The 17,719-nt window shown below is 59.5% G+C and carries 16 protein-coding genes; 9 read left to right on the forward strand and 7 right to left on the reverse strand.

Translation table 11 applies throughout. The features are described 5' to 3' along the window. The first annotated feature begins 137 nt into the window (after positions 1-137). From HW556_RS02150 to HW556_RS02160, 3 genes are all read left to right on the forward strand, one after another. Positions 138-1,487 carry a DUF349 domain-containing protein gene (locus tag HW556_RS02150; RefSeq protein WP_176897542.1) on the forward strand — a complete coding sequence of 450 codons (1,350 nt, stop codon included), beginning with the start codon at positions 138-140 and terminating at the stop codon, positions 1,485-1,487. 193 nt (positions 1,488-1,680) lie between these two features. Beyond that, entirely contained in the window at positions 1,681-1,902 is a 222-nt protein-coding gene (locus HW556_RS02155; RefSeq protein ID WP_019948259.1) for a DUF2795 domain-containing protein, read from the forward strand. A 78-nt stretch (positions 1,903-1,980) separates the two neighbouring features. After that, positions 1,981-2,724 carry an ABC transporter ATP-binding protein gene (locus tag HW556_RS02160; RefSeq protein WP_246289494.1) on the forward strand — a complete coding sequence of 248 codons (744 nt, stop codon included), beginning with the start codon at positions 1,981-1,983 and terminating at the stop codon, positions 2,722-2,724. A 14-nt stretch (positions 2,725-2,738) separates the two neighbouring features. Here the strand turns inward: HW556_RS02160 and HW556_RS02165 are convergent, their stop codons facing one another. The 3 genes from HW556_RS02165 to HW556_RS02175 form a co-directional block, all read right to left on the reverse strand. Then, on the reverse strand, positions 2,739-3,962 hold the full coding sequence (locus tag HW556_RS02165; RefSeq protein WP_176897544.1) for a lycopene cyclase family protein: 1,224 nt from the start codon (positions 3,960-3,962) through the stop codon (positions 2,739-2,741). A gap of 178 nt (positions 3,963-4,140) precedes the next feature. Further along, positions 4,141-5,004, reverse strand: a complete 864-nt coding sequence (locus tag HW556_RS02170; RefSeq protein WP_176897545.1) for an LOG family protein — start codon at positions 5,002-5,004, stop codon at positions 4,141-4,143. Positions 5,005-5,214: 210 nt separating this feature from the next. Then, a complete protein-coding gene (locus tag HW556_RS02175; protein ID WP_176897546.1) occupies positions 5,215-6,474 on the reverse strand; it encodes an ABC transporter permease in 1,260 nt (419 codons plus the stop codon). A gap of 232 nt (positions 6,475-6,706) precedes the next feature. On the opposite strand from HW556_RS02175, the gene queA reads away from it, so the two are divergent. The 3 genes from queA (at position 6,707) to HW556_RS02190 (ending at position 9,445) form a co-directional block, all read left to right on the forward strand. Continuing rightward, on the forward strand, positions 6,707-7,756 hold the full coding sequence (gene queA / locus HW556_RS02180) for a tRNA preQ1(34) S-adenosylmethionine ribosyltransferase-isomerase QueA (protein ID WP_176897547.1): 1,050 nt from the start codon (positions 6,707-6,709) through the stop codon (positions 7,754-7,756). A 114-nt stretch (positions 7,757-7,870) separates the two neighbouring features. Beyond that, the gene (locus tag HW556_RS02185) at positions 7,871-8,593 is read left to right on the forward strand and encodes a 2-C-methyl-D-erythritol 4-phosphate cytidylyltransferase (RefSeq protein WP_176897548.1); all 723 of its coding nucleotides are present in this window, start codon (positions 7,871-7,873) and stop codon (positions 8,591-8,593) included. Between the two features lie 57 nt (positions 8,594-8,650). Beyond that, on the forward strand, positions 8,651-9,445 hold the full coding sequence (locus HW556_RS02190) for an enoyl-CoA hydratase-related protein (RefSeq protein ID WP_176897549.1): 795 nt from the start codon (positions 8,651-8,653) through the stop codon (positions 9,443-9,445). A 101-nt stretch (positions 9,446-9,546) separates the two neighbouring features. Here the strand turns inward: HW556_RS02190 and HW556_RS02195 are convergent, their stop codons facing one another. Continuing rightward, positions 9,547-10,401, reverse strand: coding sequence for a hypothetical protein (locus HW556_RS02195; RefSeq protein WP_176897550.1), 855 nt, complete (start codon positions 10,399-10,401; stop codon positions 9,547-9,549). 212 nt (positions 10,402-10,613) lie between these two features. On the opposite strand from HW556_RS02195, the gene HW556_RS02200 reads away from it, so the two are divergent. Further along, the gene (locus HW556_RS02200) at positions 10,614-11,162 is read left to right on the forward strand and encodes a DUF4142 domain-containing protein (RefSeq protein WP_176897552.1); all 549 of its coding nucleotides are present in this window, start codon (positions 10,614-10,616) and stop codon (positions 11,160-11,162) included. A gap of 118 nt (positions 11,163-11,280) precedes the next feature. After that, positions 11,281-11,481, forward strand: a complete 201-nt coding sequence (locus tag HW556_RS02205) for a hypothetical protein (protein ID WP_176897554.1) — start codon at positions 11,281-11,283, stop codon at positions 11,479-11,481. A 359-nt stretch (positions 11,482-11,840) separates the two neighbouring features. Here the strand turns inward: HW556_RS02205 and HW556_RS02210 are convergent, their stop codons facing one another. Next, positions 11,841-12,059 carry a hypothetical protein gene (locus HW556_RS02210; protein ID WP_176897556.1) on the reverse strand — a complete coding sequence of 73 codons (219 nt, stop codon included), beginning with the start codon at positions 12,057-12,059 and terminating at the stop codon, positions 11,841-11,843. A 250-nt stretch (positions 12,060-12,309) separates the two neighbouring features. Next, complete coding sequence (uvrA, locus tag HW556_RS02215) at positions 12,310-15,474, reverse strand: excinuclease ABC subunit UvrA (protein ID WP_246289495.1); 3,165 nt, start codon at positions 15,472-15,474, stop codon at positions 12,310-12,312. A 413-nt stretch (positions 15,475-15,887) separates the two neighbouring features. Here uvrA and HW556_RS02220 point away from each other — a divergent pair, with 413 nt between their 5' ends. Beyond that, positions 15,888-16,370: a hypothetical protein gene (locus tag HW556_RS02220; protein ID WP_176897557.1), complete on the forward strand. Its 483-nt coding sequence runs from the start codon at positions 15,888-15,890 to the stop codon at positions 16,368-16,370. A 104-nt stretch (positions 16,371-16,474) separates the two neighbouring features. Here HW556_RS02220 and HW556_RS02225 read toward each other — a convergent pair. Then, positions 16,475-17,719, reverse strand: a 1,245-nt coding sequence (locus HW556_RS02225; RefSeq protein WP_176897559.1) for an NAD(P)/FAD-dependent oxidoreductase, incomplete at its 5' end; no start/stop codon positions are given.

The raw sequence follows: 17,719 nt of genomic DNA on the forward strand, positions 1-17,719 counted from the left end.
GGCCTATCAAAGGTAGGCAGCCGGCCCCAACATTCCGCCCTGTGGGGTCGGCAGCTAATCTGGCCAACAAGCCGTAAACTTGTACCTCGTTCTGCCCTCACTTCTCCTCTCCCCACTTAGCTGTTTTCTATCCGATTATGGAATTACCGGCATCCACTCCCGACCAACTGCTGGCCCAGGCCCGGCAGTATGGCTACGCGGAGGGCGACCAGGTCTGGCTGCGTCCTGTGCTCAATTATCCGGCCCGGCCAGTTGGCCAGGTAAAAGATTCGCCCGAAGCGTCGCTGCGCTATTTCGCCGAGCGTTTCGCCCGCTACCAGGCCAAAGTTGAGGAGTTGCTGCGCAGCATCGACGAGTCCGACAACAAAGGCTCGTTTCTGATGAAGGCCCTGCACCTGAAGGAGCAGGCCGGCAGCTACGACGCACTGGGTGATTTCGCCGGGCTGCACCAGCAGCTCAGCGCGGCCGAAGAGGCCATTCAGGCCACCGTGCGGCACAACCGGGCAAAAAACCTGGCTACCAAGCACAGCATCATCGAACAGGCCGAGGCCCTGCGCGATACGCTCGACTGGCAACAGGGCAGCGACCAGCTCAAGGAGCTGCGCCAAGCCTGGATAAAAACCGGGCCGGTGGAAAAGGAGTTGACCGACGAGCTGGAGAAGCGTTTCCAGACCGCCGCCGACGCATTCTACGCCCGCAAAAAGGACTACCTGGCCGTGAAGAAGGCCATGAACAACCGCACGCTCGACCAGTACAAAGACCTGATTCGGCGTTCGGAAGCCCTGCAGAACTCCACCGACTTCGAGGATACCAGCCGCAAGCTGAAAGTGCTGCAGCAGGCCTGGAAGGAAATTGATGGTACCCTGCCCCGCAAGCAGGCCACCGATTTGTGGGCAAGCTTTCGGGCGGCCCACAACCACTTTTTCGAGCGCCTCAAAAAACACATCGAAAGCCAGCGCCAGCAACCGGGTGGCAACGGTGCGGCGGGCGGCAACAATGGCAGCGGCGAGGAAAACCTGCGCCGCAAGCGGGCCCTGGTAGCCGAGGCACAGGAGCTGCTGAAACGGCCCATGCCCGAAGCCGTAACCCGCGCCAAAGAGCTGCAGGCGGCTTGGAAACAGGTGGGTCCGGTTCGTGGCGAGGAGTCGGACCAGGTGTGGGAGCATTTTATTATGGCCTGCGACAAGGTGTTCGAAATGAGCGCCCTCGACTATTACATGCGCAAGCGGCAGGCGGCGGCCGACCCCGCTACGCCCGCGCCGGCCCCGGCTGCCGAAGCGGCGCTACGGGTGCAGGCCCTGCGCGAGTTCATTCGCCTCGACGAGCAGGAGCGGCAGGTGCTGGCCGACAACCTCGATAAGCTCAGCCCCAGCTCTGCCAGCGACGCCTTCCGGACGCTGCTGCAAAGCAAAATCAGGGCTTTCGACCGCAAAATCAGAACCAAGAACGACCTGATTGCCATGTACCAGACGGCGGCCGCACGCTAAGTTTGGCGCGGGTCCGGCTGTTGGGTTAACCTTCCTGGCTGATTTACGTTGTCGTCAGCAACTTCGCCGATGTACCTTTGGGCTGCGGCCTCTATGCAGTTCTGACAGGCCTTCGGTATCGGCCGGGTTTTTGCGGACGGCGCTCCGCGCTTTTGACCATTTTTTACGTTGCCCTTTAGTAGCACACACGCTTATGTACTGGACCCTCGAACTTGCTTCGTATCTGGAAGATGCCCCCTGGCCCGCCACCAAGGATGAGCTCATTGATTACTCTATCCGCTCGGGTGCCCCGATGGAAGTGGTAGAAAACCTGCAGGCCCTGGAAGACGACGGCCAGCCCTACGAAAACATTGAAGAAGTTTGGCCCGACTACCCGACCAAGGAGGACTTCATGTTCAACGAGGACGAGTACTAGAATAGTAGTGAGTAGTTGGTATTGAGTAGTTAGAACGGTTTAGGATGATGGCTTGCTGCCATCCGCATCTCACTACTCATGTCTCACTACTCAATACTTTCTATAGAAAACCTGATTGCGGGGTACGGACGACGAGTCCTGCTCCGCAATTTGTGTTTTACGGTACCCGAGCCGGCTTTTGTGGCCGTTATCGGGCACAACGGATGCGGCAAAACCACCCTGCTGCGGGCCCTCACCGGACAGTTGCCGTACGAAGGCACCGTGACCGTGAACGGGCAGAACCTGCGCACCGTGCGGCGGCCGGCGGCGGCCGGGCTGCTGGCTCACCTGCCCCAGCGGGCCAGCGTCGAGTTCTCGCTGCCCGTGCGCGAGTTAGTCGTGATGGGCCGCTTCCGCCACCACCGCTTCCTGGGTGCCTACTCGGCCGCCGATTACGCCCTGGCCGATGCTGCCTTGGTCCGCGTGGGAGCCGCCCATTTGGCCGAACGGGATTTTACGCTGCTTTCGGGCGGTGAGCAGCAGTTGGTGTGGCTGGCCCAGCTCAGCCTGCAGGATGCGGCCCTGTGCCTGCTCGACGAGCCTACCCAGCAGCTCGATGTGTACTACCGCCGCCGCGTGTTCGGGTTGCTGCACGAGTGGGTGCAGCAGGAGGGCAAAACCGTGCTCTGCATCACCCACGACCTCGACAACCTTATGCATTTGCCCGGCTACCTGCTCAACCTCTCGCGCCCCGCGCCCCGGTTGCAGGTACTGTCGCCGGAAGTGGTGGCCGCCGAGCGGGCCTACCTGGAAAGCGAGGAAAGCCTGCCGGTACACACCTGACAGCTGCCGAGCACTTACTCCCGCTGCCCCGGGCGGCGGCGCAGCACGTGCCAGATGGAGCGCATGAAGGGCCAGGGCGTAACCGAGTTCATAATCTGGAAATTCTCCTTCCAGCTGGTGCGCTCGTCCAGAAAATCGAACACCCGGTCGGTAGGGTTACGCTGAAACAGCTGGCTGAAAATGTCGCGTATCTGCTCGCCCCGGCGCTGCATAATGTCGAGCAGCAACGTGTCAAAAAGACTGAACTGCCACTGGTCACCGGTGCTGTGGCGGGGCGGGTGGCCGGTGGCCGCCAGTGCCTCCGTGAGCCGGGCCGAGTGGGCCAAAATGCGTTTGAATGCGTAGCCGCTGCTGGGTTTGGCCCGGCCGGCCCGGGTGCCCAGGTTGAGCACGTGCGGGCCCTGCCGCATTGGTAGCGGGTGGTCGGTCATCGGAATAGCCCCTACTTCTTCGGCCGTAATGTGGTAGTTGCCGGCACCAGGCAGCGCGGTCAGGTAGCGGCGCAGCTCCACTTCGTACTCGGCCTTGGCCAGCGGCGTTTCCGAAAACAGCGTGTACTCAACCAGAGCCCGGCGCTTACTAAAGGGCAGCACGTACATAAATCTTACTTCCTGCTGTTGCTCGCCCCGGAAATCCATGAATTCGGCCGTGGTGGGGTCGAAAGCATCGTACTCGGTTTCCACTTCCCAGCCCACAAAATGCTGGAGCAGGTAGCGGTGGCGGGGGTGGCGCAGCTCGGCCAGCCGGGGCGGGCGGCTATCGAAGGCGTAGCGAGCCGTGAACTCGCCCTCGGGCGTGCCGGCGTGGGCGCCGGTGGGCGTGCTGGCCAGTTCCTCCACGGTAGTGTGCACCCAGGTAAACTGCGGGTTGCCAGTCAGCATCTGTCGCACAAACTGGTAGAAATCCAGCCCCCGAATCATCTTGTAGCGGTAGCGCTCCGGAACCAGTATCCGCTCGAAGCCGGGGCTGCGAAAGGCCAGCTTTTCCCACTCGTGGGCTACAATGCCATCGAAAAGTGTGGGAGCATCGGCCCAGAACGACCAGGTGCGGTCGTTGCGGTCTTTGGTATCGGGCTCCAGAATAAGTACCCGTTTGCCCGCCAGCCGCGGCTCTTGGCTGATGTGATAGGCCAGACTCAGCCCCGCCGCCCCGCCGCCCACCAGCAGGTAGTCGTAGTCGCGCACCAGCGCGGGCGCTTCGGCAGGGGCAGACGACGATGGGGCAACAGAATCCGGCATAGTAACGAGTAAACGCAACAAAGGAAATCATACCAAGCTACGCACAAAAAAGCCGCTGCCGAAGCAGCGGCTTAGGAAGCCCCGAAAAACCGGAATGTTTATGCTTTCCACAGTTTGCTTTCAGATCAAGGCACTGGTTGGCTCCGAAACCGTCCGTGAAATCCGTGCTACTCCATGATTAGAAGTTAGGCGACAGCACGTACTTGCTGTAGAAGTCGTCGATGATTTTCACCGCGTCCTCGGCCGTGTCCACCAGCTGCACCAGGTCCATGTCTTCGGGCGAGATGTTGTGCTCATCTTCCAGCATCACCTGCTGAATCCAGTCGAACATGCCCTGCCAGTACTTGGTGCCTACCAGCACGATGGGGAAGCGGCCGATTTTCTTGGTCTGGATGAGCGTGATGGCCTCGAACAGCTCGTCGAGGGTGCCGAAGCCGCCGGGCATGCCGATGAAGCCCTGCGCGTACTTCACGAACATCACCTTCCGAACGAAGAAGTAGTCGAAGTTGATGATTTTGTCGGGGTCGATGTAGATGTTGTTGAACTGCTCGAACGGCAGCTCGATGTTGAGACCCACCGACTTACCGCCCTCCGAGTGGGCGCCCTTGTTGCCGGCCTCCATGATGCCGGGGCCGCCGCCCGTGATAACGCCGTAGCCGTGGCGTACGAGCTTGGCCGCAATTTCCTCGGCCATTTTGTAGTACGGGTTGTCGGCCTTGGTGCGGGCCGAACCGAAAATGGATACGCAGGGGCCGATTTTGGACATCTTCTCGAAGCCCTCCACGAACTCGGCCATCACCTTGAAGATCTGCCAGGAGTCGGCAATCTTAATCTCGTTCCAGTCCTTGTCAACAAACGCCTTGCGGATGCGCTGCTCGTCTTCTACCTGCACCGTCCGCTCGCCGTGGGTTTGCTCGCGGATGTCGCTGATGGTCTTAACCTTGTTGTCGTTGACGTTGGGCTGAACGATGGTCTGGCCACTGCCGGCGTTCAGGTTCTGGTCGGCCGTTTTGGTGCGGCTTTCTTTTTTGAGTTTCGCCATGGGAATTTTAAAGGAAAAATGAGGCGCGAGGCCGCCCGGTCCGGGCCCGGAAGTATGTCCGGACCGGAGCAGATTGCGCCGGAAAAAGTAAGCGGTAAATAAGGTAAGCAAAAAGGAAGGCCGCCCCCATAAAAAGGGGGGCGACCTCACATAGCGGTTCGCAAGATAGCAATTTGCCGGTAGTCCGCTGAGGTGAATCAGCTCACCGATTTACTTTGCCCGGATGGCAATAACCGGGTCGAGGTTGGCGGCCAGGACAGCCGGCACAATGCCCGCTACCATCCCGATAAGCACCGACACCGTAAGGCCCAGCGCAATACGCCCGCCGCTCATGAACAGCGGCAGCGAATCCTGCGGGATGAGCGTGATGAACCACACCAGCAGCAGCCCCGCTGCTCCGCCCAGCAGGCACAGAAACACGGCCTCGAACAGGAACTGGAAAAGGATAAAGTAGTTTTTGGCTCCCAACGACTTCTGGATGCCAATGATGTTGGTGCGCTCCTTCACCGACACGAACATGATGTTGGCAATACCGAACCCACCCACCAGCATGGCAAACGAGCCGATAACGCCACCGGCCACGCCCAGAATCGAGAACAGGCCCGAAATGGCGCTGGCCAGCATTTCGGGGCGATTGAGGGCGAAGTTGGCATCTTCGCGGGGCTTAAGGCCGCGGGCGCTGCGCATCAGCCCCGTTACTTCGTATTCAAGGTCGAGCAGGCCGGGGTCGGTGTCGAGGCCCTTAACGCCGATGGTGGCCGACACGCCGCTGCCTGTACCGGGGTTGATGGCGAATATCTTGGAAAAAGACCCGAACGGGATAAAGGTGTTGGTGTCGTTGCTCTTGATTTCGAGCAGGCTCTTGCCGGCCTTTTCCATCACCCCAATCACCGTAAAGCGTTGGCCGCGGGTTTTAAACTCCTGGCCGAGCGCCGAGCGGTCCGGAAACAGGTTGGCCGCAATATCGGCCCCGATGATGGCCACGTTGCGGGCGCCATCCACTTCCTGGGCCGTGAAGTAGCGGCCCTGGGCCACGGGCACATCCGAGATGATGCGGTAGTCGTAGCTCACGCCCTGCAAAAAGGCATCGTCGACGCTGTTGGAGCCCGCCTTGAACGTGTTGCCCGACTTGCTGGCGAAGATGGCAATGCCCGCATTGTTGGGACCCAGCTGCTTCTGCAGCAGCCGATACTCGCGGGTGTTGGGCACGGGCCGGTTGAAGTATTTCCACCAGGCAAATTCGGGCCCGAACTCCCAGGGCCACTTATCCACGTAGATAACCTTGTCGCCTACGAAGTTCATGCTGCTGCGGATGTTTTTCTCCAGCGAATCGACCACCGTAAACACAGCAATGATAGCAAAAATGCCCACCGTAACTCCCAGCAGCGACAGCACAGTGCGCAGCAGATTGCCCTTGAGGGCCTCCCAGGCAAAACGAAAACTCTCAAGCGTCAGGCGAATAGCTTTCATAGGATCGGGGAACTGGGGTGCGGGGTAAATTGGAAAACTGCGGATGGAGCGGCAGGCATGGCACGGTTATTTCCCGCGCAGTATTCTCCCGGCGCAGCCATCCGCTCCGGCCCGGGCGCATGGAGGGCAATTAATGTTTCCGGGCGAAAATTACCTATTATTCCGGCAATTATCCGTACTTTTGCGGCTCGATTTTTTTACTAGTTTCCCCAACTATTGCCCTGCCTGGCCCATGAAGCTTTCTGAGTTCAAATTCGAATTGCCCGAGAATCTGGTGGCCCAGCACCCGGCCAAAAACCGCGACGAATCGCGCCTGATGGTGCTGCACCGCGACAGTGGCAAAATCGAGCACCGCACTTTCAAAGACATTCTGGAGTACTTCGACGAAGGCGACGTATTTGTGGTGAATGATACGAAGGTGTTTCCGGCCCGCATGTTCGGCAACAAGGAAAAAACCGGCGCCCAGATCGAAGTGTTCCTGCTTCGCGAGCTGAATACCGAAATTCACCTCTGGGATGTGCTCGTAGATCCGGCCCGTAAAATCCGGGTGGGCAACAAGCTGTACTTCGGCGAGTCGGACATGGTGGCCGAGGTAATCGATAATACTACGTCGCGCGGCCGCACCATCAAATTCCTCTACGATGGACCGCCCGAAGATTTCTACAAGGCCCTCTACAGCCTCGGCGAAACCCCGATTCCGAAGGAGTTTATCACCCGCGACACCGAAGCGGCTGATAAGGAGCGCTACCAGACGATTTACGCCAACAACATTGGGGCAGTAGCCGCGCCTTCGGCCGGGCTGCACTTCACCCGAGAGGTGATGAAGCGCCTGGAAATCAAAGGCATCGAGGTGGCACCCGTAACGCTGCATATTGGCCTGGGTACTTTCCGCACCGTGGATGTGGAGGACCTGACCAAGCACAAAATGGACTCGGAGAACTTCGTGGTGCCCGGCACTACGGCCGTCGTGGTAAACAAGGCCCTCGATACCAAGAAGCGCGTGTGTGCTATCGGTACCACGGCCATGCGGGCCATGGAGTCGTCGGTTTCAGCCCACACCCGTCTCAAGGCCAATGAAGGCTGGACAGACCGGTTCATCTTCCCGCCTTACGATTTCAAAATTGCCAACGCGCTGCTCACCAACTTCCACACCCCGGAAAGTACGCTGATGATGATGGCCTCGGCCTTCGCCGGCCACGATCTACTGATTGAGGCCTACAAGCTGGCTATCAAGGAGAAGTACCGCTTCTTCAGCTACGGCGACGCCATGCTGATTATCTAAATTCCTGGGCTACGGCCCTACAGTTTGAAACAGGTTGCGCCGGCTGCTACTTTCACGAGTAGCAGCCGGCGTTTTTTGTGCCGATTGCCGTATTTGCGCCCCTACGCCGTTGCCATGACCCCACCCGCCGCTAACTCCTCAACCCCCAAAGTTCCTGCCACTCCCCGCTATGCTATTTTGGTGGCGGGTGGTAGCGGTACGCGCATGGGTGCCGACAGGCCCAAGCAATTTCTGGAGCTGGCCGGCGAGCCGGTGCTGCTGCACACGCTACGCCGCTTCGCCGATCCGGCCCTGGGGGTGGACACATTGATAGTAGTGCTGCCGGCCGGGCAGCTGGAAACCTGGCGGGACCTATGTGCGCAGTACAACGTGCAGATTCCGCACGCGCTGGTGGTGGGCGGGTCCACGCGCTGGGCCTCGGTGCGGGCCGGCCTGGCCCACTTAGCCGACCGCGAAAATGGCGTGGTAGCCGTGCACGACGGCGTGCGCCCCCTCACGCCCCGCACCGTGATAGAGGCAACTTACCAGGCCGCCTACAACCACGGCGCGGCCGTAGCCGCCGTGGTGCCCAAAGATTCGGTGCGCAACCTGAGCCAGCAGGGCAGCTATGCCCTCAATCGCGCCCGCCTGCGCCTCGTGCAGACTCCGCAGTGCTTCGATCTGGCCCTGCTGCGCCGCGCCTACCAATTGCCCGAGCTTACTACGTTCACCGACGATGCCAGTGTGGTGGAAGATCTGCACCCTATTCAGCTGGTGGAAGGCGACTACTGCAACCTCAAAATCACGACGGCCGAGGACCTGTACATAGCCGAAGCGCTGCTGCGAATGGGTGACTGAGATTCTTCGCTTCGCTCTGAATGACGTTTCTTTGCTTATCAACCTATTCCTTCCCCTATGCCAACCCTGCTTTACGACGTGCGCCCTGATGGCGTGGCCACCATTACGCTTAACCGCCCTGACGTTTTCAATGCTTTCGATGATGCCCAGAGCTACGAGCTGCAGGATGCGTTGAAGCAGGTGGCGCGCGATGCCAGCGTGCGGGCCGTAGTGCTCACGGGGGCCGGGCGGGCGTTCTGCTCGGGCCAGGATTTGAAGGCCAGCCGCGACGCCGAGGCCGCCGAGGGCCAGCCCCGTTCCTTCTACGATTCGCTACACAAGCGCTACAACCCCATCATCCGGGCCATGCGGGCGCTGCCCAAGCCCATCATCTGCCGCTTAAATGGCGTGGCGGCCGGGGCCGGCTGCTCGCTGGCACTAGCCTGCGACGCCATTGTGGCCTCGTCGGACGCCTCGCTGATTGAGGTGTTCATCAACATCGGCCTAGTGCCCGATTCGGGCTCATCGTGGTTTCTGCCCCGGCTGGTGGGCACGCTTAAGGCGTTTGAGCTGTGCACGCTGGGCTCAAAGGTGACAGCCGAGGAGGCCTTGCGCCTGGGCTTGGTTAACCAAGTGGTAGCGCCCGAGCAGCTCAACGAGGCCGCTTACGCCCTGGCCGCCCGTTACGCCGCCGCGCCCACTAAAAGCATCGGCCTCATCAAGCAGATGCTCAACAAAGCCGCCACTGCCACGCTCGACGAAATGCTCGACTACGAAGCCCATTGCCAGCAGATTGCCGGCGAATCGGGCGACTACCGCGAGGGGGTACAGGCCTTTCTGGAAAAGCGGAAGCCCGAGTTCAAGGGCAACTAACGTTTAGCAGTTTAGGTTGCGGCTGCGCACAAAAAGGAGTCCGGCTCCCCGTTGTTATGCAACGGGGAGTCGGACTCCTTACTTAAGACAGATAATGGCGCTTACAGGCCGCCTCCGACGCGGATAGTGCGGGTGACGCCGTTGATAGTAATAGAGGCGATGTTGTCGCAGGCTTGGGTGCCGGTGGGGTCGTAGTTGAGCAGCAACTCGCGGGCGCCCTCAGTGGAAATATTGACCGTGCCGGCCACGAAGGTGCGGGCGCAGCCAGGCTGGAATTTTTTGATGAGTGGTTGCCCGATGACGGCCGAATAGCCTTTGCCTTTGCGGTTGGTGCCGGTAGTCTGGCCGGTTACGCTGTATTCATCGTCGCTGAGCGTGCGGGTGTTGTCGCCGGCCATGCGGGTGTAGGTGCGGCTGGAAGTCCAGGAGTGGGTGCCGGCGGGCGTCGTGATGCTGGCGTTGCGCACCGACAGGCTCCAGGAACCTCCGTTGAGCCGGGTGATGACGCGCGTGCCGGTGTGCTGGTTGTCGTTGCGGAAGTAATCAACGAGGGTGATGGTTTTGGTGGCGCCGGCGTCGCGGGTCTGGCCACCGAATACGGTTACGATTTTGCCGCGCCGGGCCACGCCGTTGGGGCCCACGCAGTTAGTGGTGCCAAAATCGAGGGTGAGCGTGCGGGTAGCAGCGTCGTAAGTGCGCGTGAGGCAGCGACCGGCTAGGCGGGTGAGGTCGTCGGCTTCGGCAGCGGGGCTGTTGGGCGAGGCGGCATCGGCAGGGGCGGCGGCATCCGTCAGGTCGGCCAGGGCGGCCGTTTCATCCTCCGCCAAGCTCTGATCCTGAGCTGATACAGCTACATCGGGGCTCTGTGGGTCGTTGGCCTTGTTGCAGGCGGGCAGTAGCAGCGTGGAGCCAGCCAGGGCGGCCATGCTCAGCAGGTAGGAGGTAGAGCGCTTCATGAGGGAGCAGAAAACAAAAAGTGAGAGATGGGAGGGTAAACTGGTTTTCGGGAGTTAGAGGCAGCGCATGCAGAAAAGTTTAACGCCCTCAGGAACTTTTTTTAAGCAGTTGATGATCGAACCCGATCAGGCAGGCCGCGTATAGCTGCAAATACATTTTACTTTCTCAATTCCCTGATCTGATGTTATTTTCCCGTGTTGCCTGCCTCCTCTTGCTGCTACCCGCACTGGTAGCCTGTTCGGGCTCAGCCAGCAACAACGATCCGGTTTTTGAAGCGAAGCTTCAGAACGAAAAGCGTATCAGCGAGCAGAATATCACAAAGCGTCAGATAAGAGATGCGGAGCTGGTAGTGGAAACGGCCAGCAATCAAATGGAGCTGCTCGAAATCAGCCAGATAGCCCAGCGCAAGGCGTCTTCACCCGATGCCAAATATGTCGCCCAGAACGTCATCAACCAAGTAAGCGCTCTGCTCAACGAGCTGAAAGTGCTGGCCAAACAAAAAAATATGGTGCTGCCTACCGGTCTGGGCGAGAGCCAAGCCCAGCAGGTAGGCGAAATGACCGCCCTGAATGGCGTGGCCTTTGACCAAAAGTTTGCCGATGCCCTGACCAATACAATCGAGCAGGATCTGGATATCAACGAAGATCTGCAGACCGAATCGTACGATGCCGACCTGCGCCCTCTGGCCACTCGGCAGCTGGCGGTACTGCAGGATCTGAAGCGAGCCGCTGACGACCTGAAAGCTAAATTAAAATCCTGATTTTGAAGCTTTCTCCTTCCTGACAGGTAACCTTGTCTGCGCAATAGCTATTATCTGTCTTCTGATTTTTTTTCTTCTTTTCAAACTTATGAAACTTCGGCTTCTTCCTTTCCTAGCCTTGGCTGCCACTCTCTCTCTGGGTAGCTGCAACACCGAAACCCGCACCGATGGTACCGCCGGCGAAGCGGTGAGCGACCTTGATGCTGCCGCCGATGATGGTGGCGTAAAGGCTGATGCGGTAGTAATTGACAATAGCGCTGGTCCAACTGTAACTGCCGATGCCGACTCTGCTTTGGCTGCTGATTCGACAGGCCAATAAGGGGCCTTACTCATGGTTGCAATGCCTTAAGAAAACCTCTTGTGGTTAGGCTGCTGCCCACCACTCAAGCTTGCCTATGTTATGGGCAGCTAATGTGAGTTAAGGAGGGTGAGAAACAGTGAAGCCAAGTCCCTGCAGGATGCTGACAAACGTATGTCGCAACCTGAGTAAAGTCCTGCTGCTCTGTTGCTGAACGGCCCGTCCCAAACAAACAAGGCCCGCTTACAGAAGTAAGCGGGCCTTGTTTGTTTGGCTCCAGTATAAGCGCATAAATCAGCTGTGGCCCGAAGCTACTGCGTGCCTGTGGACCAGCACTGAAATAGCCTGAGAAACAGCTGATGCGCCCGTAAAGGAGGGGATTACTGGCTGCTGCCTGGCTGCAGGCCAAGCGCGGATTTTGGCCGAGCGGCCGTGCTGGCCGAAGCATTCTGCGCGCTGTTTTCTGGCTTCAGGCTGGCAATACTGGCCGTAGGGGCGGGCTTGTTTGGAGCGGTTGGGGCTGACTTGCTGGTGCCGGATTTTGCAGGTCCGGTAATGATGGCAATAGCGAGCAATGCAGGGAAAACAAGAACTTTCATAGGGCAGGAAGAAGAATAGAAGCCTCAAACTAGGGAAATATCTCCATCCTAACAAATATCTGTTGATATGAATTTTATAAATAGGTGAGTACTCACTCATATGATTAACGCATGCACAGGTCATTTCTCTTGCTGATTTTGCATTTGAATGCCCGGATTGCTGCCTAGTCTGTAGTTCTGGCTTCCGTAAAAATGAAGGGCCGGCTACTTTGAGGTAGTCGGCCCTTATGCTCAAAAAAGAGGAGTTCCCTTATGCTTCCTCGTATTTACTCGTGCGTAACTCCTCGGCCAGAAAACGGGCCGTGTGGCCCTTGCCAGCCTTGGCAACGGCCTCGGGCGTGCCTTGGGCCACAATGTGGCCGCCGGCCCCACCACCCTCAGGGCCAATGTCAATGAGGTAGTCAGCCACCTTAATCAGGTCGAGGTTGTGCTCGATGATGAGGACGGTGTTGCCCTTGTCGGCGAGTTTGTGCAGGACTACGGCCAAGTGGTTGATATCCTCGAAGTGCAGACCGGTAGTGGGTTCGTCGAGGATGTAGAATGTTTTGCCGGTATCCTTCTTGCTGAGTTCGGTGGCCAGCTTCACGCGCTGGGCCTCACCGCCCGAAAGTGTGGTGGCCTGCTGGCCCAGCGTAAGGTAACCCAGGCCCACTTCGTGCAGGGTCTGGATTTTGCGCAGGATACGGGGCTGGAACTCGAAGAACTCCACCGCTTTTTCCACCGTCATATCGAGCACGTCGGTGATGGATTTGCCTTTGAAGCGTACTTCCAGCGTTTCGCGGTTGTAGCGGCGGCCTTTGCAGGTTTCGCAGGGCACATGCACATCGGGCAGGAAGTTCATTTCGATGGTGCGGATGCCGGCCCCCTCGCAGGTTTCGCAGCGCCCACCACGCACGTTGAACGAAAAGCGGCCCGGCCCGTAGCCCCGGATTTTCGATTCGGGCAGGTTGGCGAACAGTTGGCGGATTTCGGTGAACACGCCGGTGTACGTAGCCGGGTTTGAGCGGGGTGTGCGGCCAATCGGCGACTGGTCCACCTCAATCACCTTGTCGATAAACTCCAGCCCCTCAATCTTATCGTAGGCCAGCGGCTCACGCTTGGCTTTAAAGAAATGCTGATTGAGGATGGGGTACAGCGTGTCATGAATCAGGCTGGACTTGCCCGAACCCGATACGCCCGTGACGGCCACCAGCTTGCCCAATGGGAACTTAGCGGTGACGTTTTTGAGGTTGTGCCCTTTCGCGCCGCGCAGCACGAGCTCGTTGCCTTCGCCCTTGCGCTTCTTCTTGCGCAGCTCGATGTGCTTGGCTCCGCTCAGGTATTGCGATGTGAGCGAGCCGGAGCTGAAGATTTCGGTGGGCGTACCCTGGGCCACAATGTGGCCGCCGTGGATGCCCGCACCGGGGCCGATGTCGAGCACGTGGTCGGCGTGCATAATCATGTCCTTGTCGTGCTCCACCACAATCACCGAGTTGCCTAGGTCGCGCAGGTGTTGCAGGGCCTTGATGAGCCGCTCGTTGTCGCGCTGGTGCAGGCCGATGCTGGGCTCGTCCATTATGTAGAGCACGCCCACGAGTTGGGTGCCAATTTGAGTGGCCAGCCGGATGCGCTGACTTTCGCCGCCGCTGAGCGTGCGTACCGAGCGGTGCAGGTTCAGGTAATCAAGGCCAACTTCGAGTAGGAAGCCGATGCGCTTGCGGATTTCCTTGAGCAGCTCGCGGGCAATCAGGTTTTGCCGCTCCGAAAGGCGGTCTTCCAAGCCCACAAACCAGTCGGCCAAATCGTTGAGGTCCATTACCGAAAGCTCGCCGATGTGCTTGCCGTCGATTTTGAAGTGCAAGCTCTCCTTTTTGAGGCGATATCCGCGGCACTCGGGGCACTCCTGGGCCTGGGTGTACTGCTGAATCCACTCGCGGATGTTGTCCGATTCGGAATCCATCTGGCGGCGCAGAAACGGGATGATGCCCTCGAACGGCTCGGCGTAGCCGGGCTGCTTGGAGTCGTCGGCTTCTTCCTCGGTAATACCGTAGAGCAGGTGCTGAAGCAGATCGGGGGCCAGCTTGTGCAGGGGTGTGCTGAGGCTGGCCTTGTTGCGCTTGAGCAGCTGGCCCAGCTGCTGGAAAATCCAGATGTCGCGGTAGTCGCCCAGGGGCGCAATGCCGCCACGGCTGATGCTCAGCTTGAGGTCGGGCATGACCGTTTCCTCGGTTATTTCCTGCACCTGGCCGAGGCCGTTGCAGGTGGGGCAGGCGCCGTAGGGCGAGTTGAAGCTGAACGTGTTGGGCGCCGGGTCGTCGTAGGCAATGCCGGTGGCCGGGTCCATCAGGAAGCGCGAGAAGAACTGGGTGTTGTCCTTCTTTTTGCTGTCGGGGTCGAGTACGAGCATGGTGCCCTTGCCCTGGGTGAGGGCGTTTTGCACTGAGCCCGAGAGCCGGAAACGGTCGTCCTCCTTCACCACGAGCCGGTCAATCACGATTTCGATGTCGTGGATTTTGTAGCGGTCGACCTGCATTTTGGGCGTCAGGTCGAGCAGCTCGCCATCCACCCGCACCTTGGTAAAGCCCAGCTTGGCCACCTGCTGAAACAGCTCGCGGTAGTGCCCCTTACGGCCCTTCACCACCGGGGCCAGTACCACTAGCTTGCGGCCGTCATACTCGCCCAGGATGTAGTTGATAATCTGGTCGTCGCTCTGCCGAATCATCTTCTGGCCCGTGGCGTAGCTGAACGCCTCGGCCGTACGGGCATAAAACAGGCGCAGGAAGTCGTATATCTCGGTGATGGTGCCCACCGTGGAGCGCGGATTACGCGAGGTGGTTTTCTGCTCGATGCTGATAACCGGCGACAGACCCTCGATTTTATCCACGTCGGGCCGCTCCAGCCCGCCCATAAACGAGCGGGCGTAGGCCGAAAACGTTTCCATATAGCGGCGCTGGCCCTCGGCGTAAATCGTATCGAACGCCAACGACGACTTGCCTGAGCCCGAAATGCCGGTAAATACCACCAGCCGCCCCCTTGGTATCTGCACCGACACGTTCTTGAGGTTGTGCTCGCGGGCCCCGTACACCTCAATATAAGGCGCTTCCAGATCGGCCGGCCCGAGCAGCTGGCCGCCAATGGGGACGCGGTTTTCCACAATGGTTTCACTCACCACTTCACTCCGTGGTACAGCCTGCACGGCAGCCGTGCTGTGGTGGCCGTTGCCATCGGCCACAGCGGCCGCTACCGAAACAGCTTCGGCGCTGGGCGGACTGGCTTTGGTGGCCTTGCCCGCACGGGCGGGGCGGGCACTTTTAGCAGGCGCAGGCGAGGCCGTATTTTCAGCTTTTGAAGCCGGCTTGGCAGCCCGGCCAGCTTTAGCAGCCGGGGCAGTTTTGGTGACGGAAGAAGTGGAAGCGGCAGTTGTTTTTTTGGCCATGCGGCAGCGAAGCGGATAAGTCTGCAAAGGTACGGGAAACGGGCCCCGATGGCTAATGCGAATAGCTTTTCAGTCAGGCCGTTTCGTCGATAGGCCCGCCAAAGGCAGCCCGTCGGGTAGGGCACAACAGCCGAAGCCGCCCGTTTGTGCCCGATCGCCTGAACTTCCCGTATGCAATTGCGCCAGTGCGGACGTATTACTCGATGCAGCACATGCTGTGCGTCGTTCGGAACGTCACCTGCTACTCGGGCAAAAGGCGCGGATAGCCCGTGGCGGCCGGCCCAGTCTACGGCTGGTACAGAGTTGGTTTCATTTTTGCCAACTGGCCCAACCGGGTACCGGCAGCAGTGCTGGCAACTCAGAATATGCTGCTTGCTGGCAGCATTTTGTTTTTCTTCTCTTAATCAATACCCATGCACTCTTCTTCCAAATTCCTGCTAGCGGCTGTGCTGACGGCTTCTTTGGCTGCGTTCAGCCTGCCAGGTCAAGCCCAGGTTATTGTTAACGTGAACCCGCCCAGCTGGGGACCAGCCGTGCCGGCGGGCACCCAGTACTACTACATTCCGGAAGTAGGCGGGTACTACGATTTGCGCGACCAGCAGTATGTTGTTCGGCGGGATGGTAAGTGGAAGAAGCTGAAAACCGTGAATGGTTACGCCACCAATTCATTTCACCCGGTAGCTATCAACTATGTGGGCGCTCAACCTTGGGTACTTATCCAGGAGCATCGGGTAAAATATCCTAAGAAGGGCCACCCGCACGGCATGCCGCCCGGCCAGGCAAAAAAGGCCCGTGCTGTATATGTAGTGCCAGCCGGCGCGCCAGTTTATGTGGAGCAAGGCAAAGGCAACAAGGGCAATTATAAGGGCAAGGGGCAAGGCAAGGGCAAGCACTAGCTTTCCGCATTTGCTTAAAGCGCAATGATCCGGCTTCTCTGAGGAGAGGCCGGATCATTGCGCTTTAAGCAGGTTTTTCAGAGAAATATGAGTTGCCTGAAACTTCAGCGCGCCAGCAGCTTTGCCCACTTTGTTTTGCGGCGGGCGGCGGTGGGCGTGGGCATCTGGTCGCGGCGCAGTAGTTCCATAATTACCAGCATGTCATCGTCGCGACCCATAGCGGCGGCGGCTACTAGGCGGTTGCGGTGGGCGTAAAGGGCCAGAAAATCGTGGCGGCGCACATCGCCGTGGAAGATGATTTCATCCCATTCTTCGGCATGGCCGGCGTAACGCAGGCTCTTGCCATATTGCTGGGTCCAGAAGAAGGGTACCTCGGAAAAAGCTGTTTCCTGGCCCAACATGTTGCGGGCGGCGCAGGCCCCGTGCTGCTGAGCCAGCCGCCAGTGCTCGATGCGGTGCTGGCCCAGCCCGGCCGCCAGCGGGAAGAAAGCCACGTCGCCGGCTACGTACACATGCTCGGCTGCTTGTAGGTGTGCATCTACGCGCAGGCCACCATCTTTTTCCAGCTCGAAGGCCTCGTCTAGAAACCCGGTAGCCGGCCGCACCCCCACGCCCAGCACCACCAGATCGGCGGGCAGGCGCTGGCCCGAAGCCAGCCGCACGGCCGTCACGCGGCCGTTTTCGCCCTCCAGGGCTTCGACTTCCACCTCGGCCTTAAATTGCACGCCGTGGCGGCGGTGCAGGTTGCGAAACATGGCCCCGATTTTTGGTCCCAGCACTTTTTCGAAGGGCTCCTTTCCGCGGGCAACTACGGTGATGCGTCGCTCCTTATTGGGCTGCTTCTCGTTTTCGGCGGCCAGGCTGGCGGCGACTTCCATACCAATAAAGCTGCTGCCAATGATGACTACGTGTCGGGCTCCGGCGGCAGCCTCCCGAATGGCCTCGGCATCCTGGGCCGTGCGTAGGGGCAGCACGCCGGCCAGCTCGTGGCCGGGCAGCTGGGGCAGGGTGTTGGGCTGGCTGCCGGGGGCTAGCAGCAACTTGTCGTAGTGCAACGGGTCGTGGTCCTCCAGCTTCAGCTGGCGCTTCTTAAGGTTCAGGCCGGTGGCGCGGGTGTTGGTCAGCACTTCTATGCGGTGCTGCTGGTAGAAGCTGGGCTGGCGCAATGGTAGGGTCTTTTTATCGGCCTTGCCTGCCAGAAAGCCCTTACTGAGCTTGGTGCGGTCGTAGGGAGCGGCTGGGTCGGCACCAACCAGCACTAAGCGGCCGCCGAAGCCCTCGGCACGCAGCGTTTGGGCGGTAAACTGCCCGGCGGCTCCACCACCCACAATCACGAAGGTGCGCTCATC

The organism is Hymenobacter terrestris (assembly GCF_013377905.1).
In the GTDB taxonomy this organism is placed as follows: domain Bacteria; phylum Bacteroidota; class Bacteroidia; order Cytophagales; family Hymenobacteraceae; genus Hymenobacter; species Hymenobacter terrestris.

Coding starts and splice junctions, on each gene's coding strand:
- HW556_RS02150 (WP_176897542.1), top strand. CDS start 138: ATGGAATTACCGGCATCCACTCCCGACCAACTGCTGGCCCAGGCCCGG.
- HW556_RS02155 (WP_019948259.1), top strand. CDS start 1,681: ATGTACTGGACCCTCGAACTTGCTTCGTATCTGGAAGATGCCCCCTGG.
- HW556_RS02160 (WP_246289494.1), top strand. CDS start 1,981: ATGTCTCACTACTCAATACTTTCTATAGAAAACCTGATTGCGGGGTAC.
- HW556_RS02165 (WP_176897544.1), bottom strand. CDS start 3,962: ATGCCGGATTCTGTTGCCCCATCGTCGTCTGCCCCTGCCGAAGCGCCC.
- HW556_RS02170 (WP_176897545.1), bottom strand. CDS start 5,004: ATGGCGAAACTCAAAAAAGAAAGCCGCACCAAAACGGCCGACCAGAAC.
- HW556_RS02175 (WP_176897546.1), bottom strand. CDS start 6,474: ATGAAAGCTATTCGCCTGACGCTTGAGAGTTTTCGTTTTGCCTGGGAG.
- queA (WP_176897547.1), top strand. CDS start 6,707: ATGAAGCTTTCTGAGTTCAAATTCGAATTGCCCGAGAATCTGGTGGCC.
- HW556_RS02185 (WP_176897548.1), top strand. CDS start 7,871: ATGACCCCACCCGCCGCTAACTCCTCAACCCCCAAAGTTCCTGCCACT.
- HW556_RS02190 (WP_176897549.1), top strand. CDS start 8,651: ATGCCAACCCTGCTTTACGACGTGCGCCCTGATGGCGTGGCCACCATT.
- HW556_RS02195 (WP_176897550.1), bottom strand. CDS start 10,401: ATGAAGCGCTCTACCTCCTACCTGCTGAGCATGGCCGCCCTGGCTGGC.
- HW556_RS02210 (WP_176897556.1), bottom strand. CDS start 12,059: ATGAAAGTTCTTGTTTTCCCTGCATTGCTCGCTATTGCCATCATTACC.
- uvrA (WP_246289495.1), bottom strand. CDS start 15,474: ATGGCCAAAAAAACAACTGCCGCTTCCACTTCTTCCGTCACCAAAACT.
- HW556_RS02220 (WP_176897557.1), top strand. CDS start 15,888: ATGCACTCTTCTTCCAAATTCCTGCTAGCGGCTGTGCTGACGGCTTCT.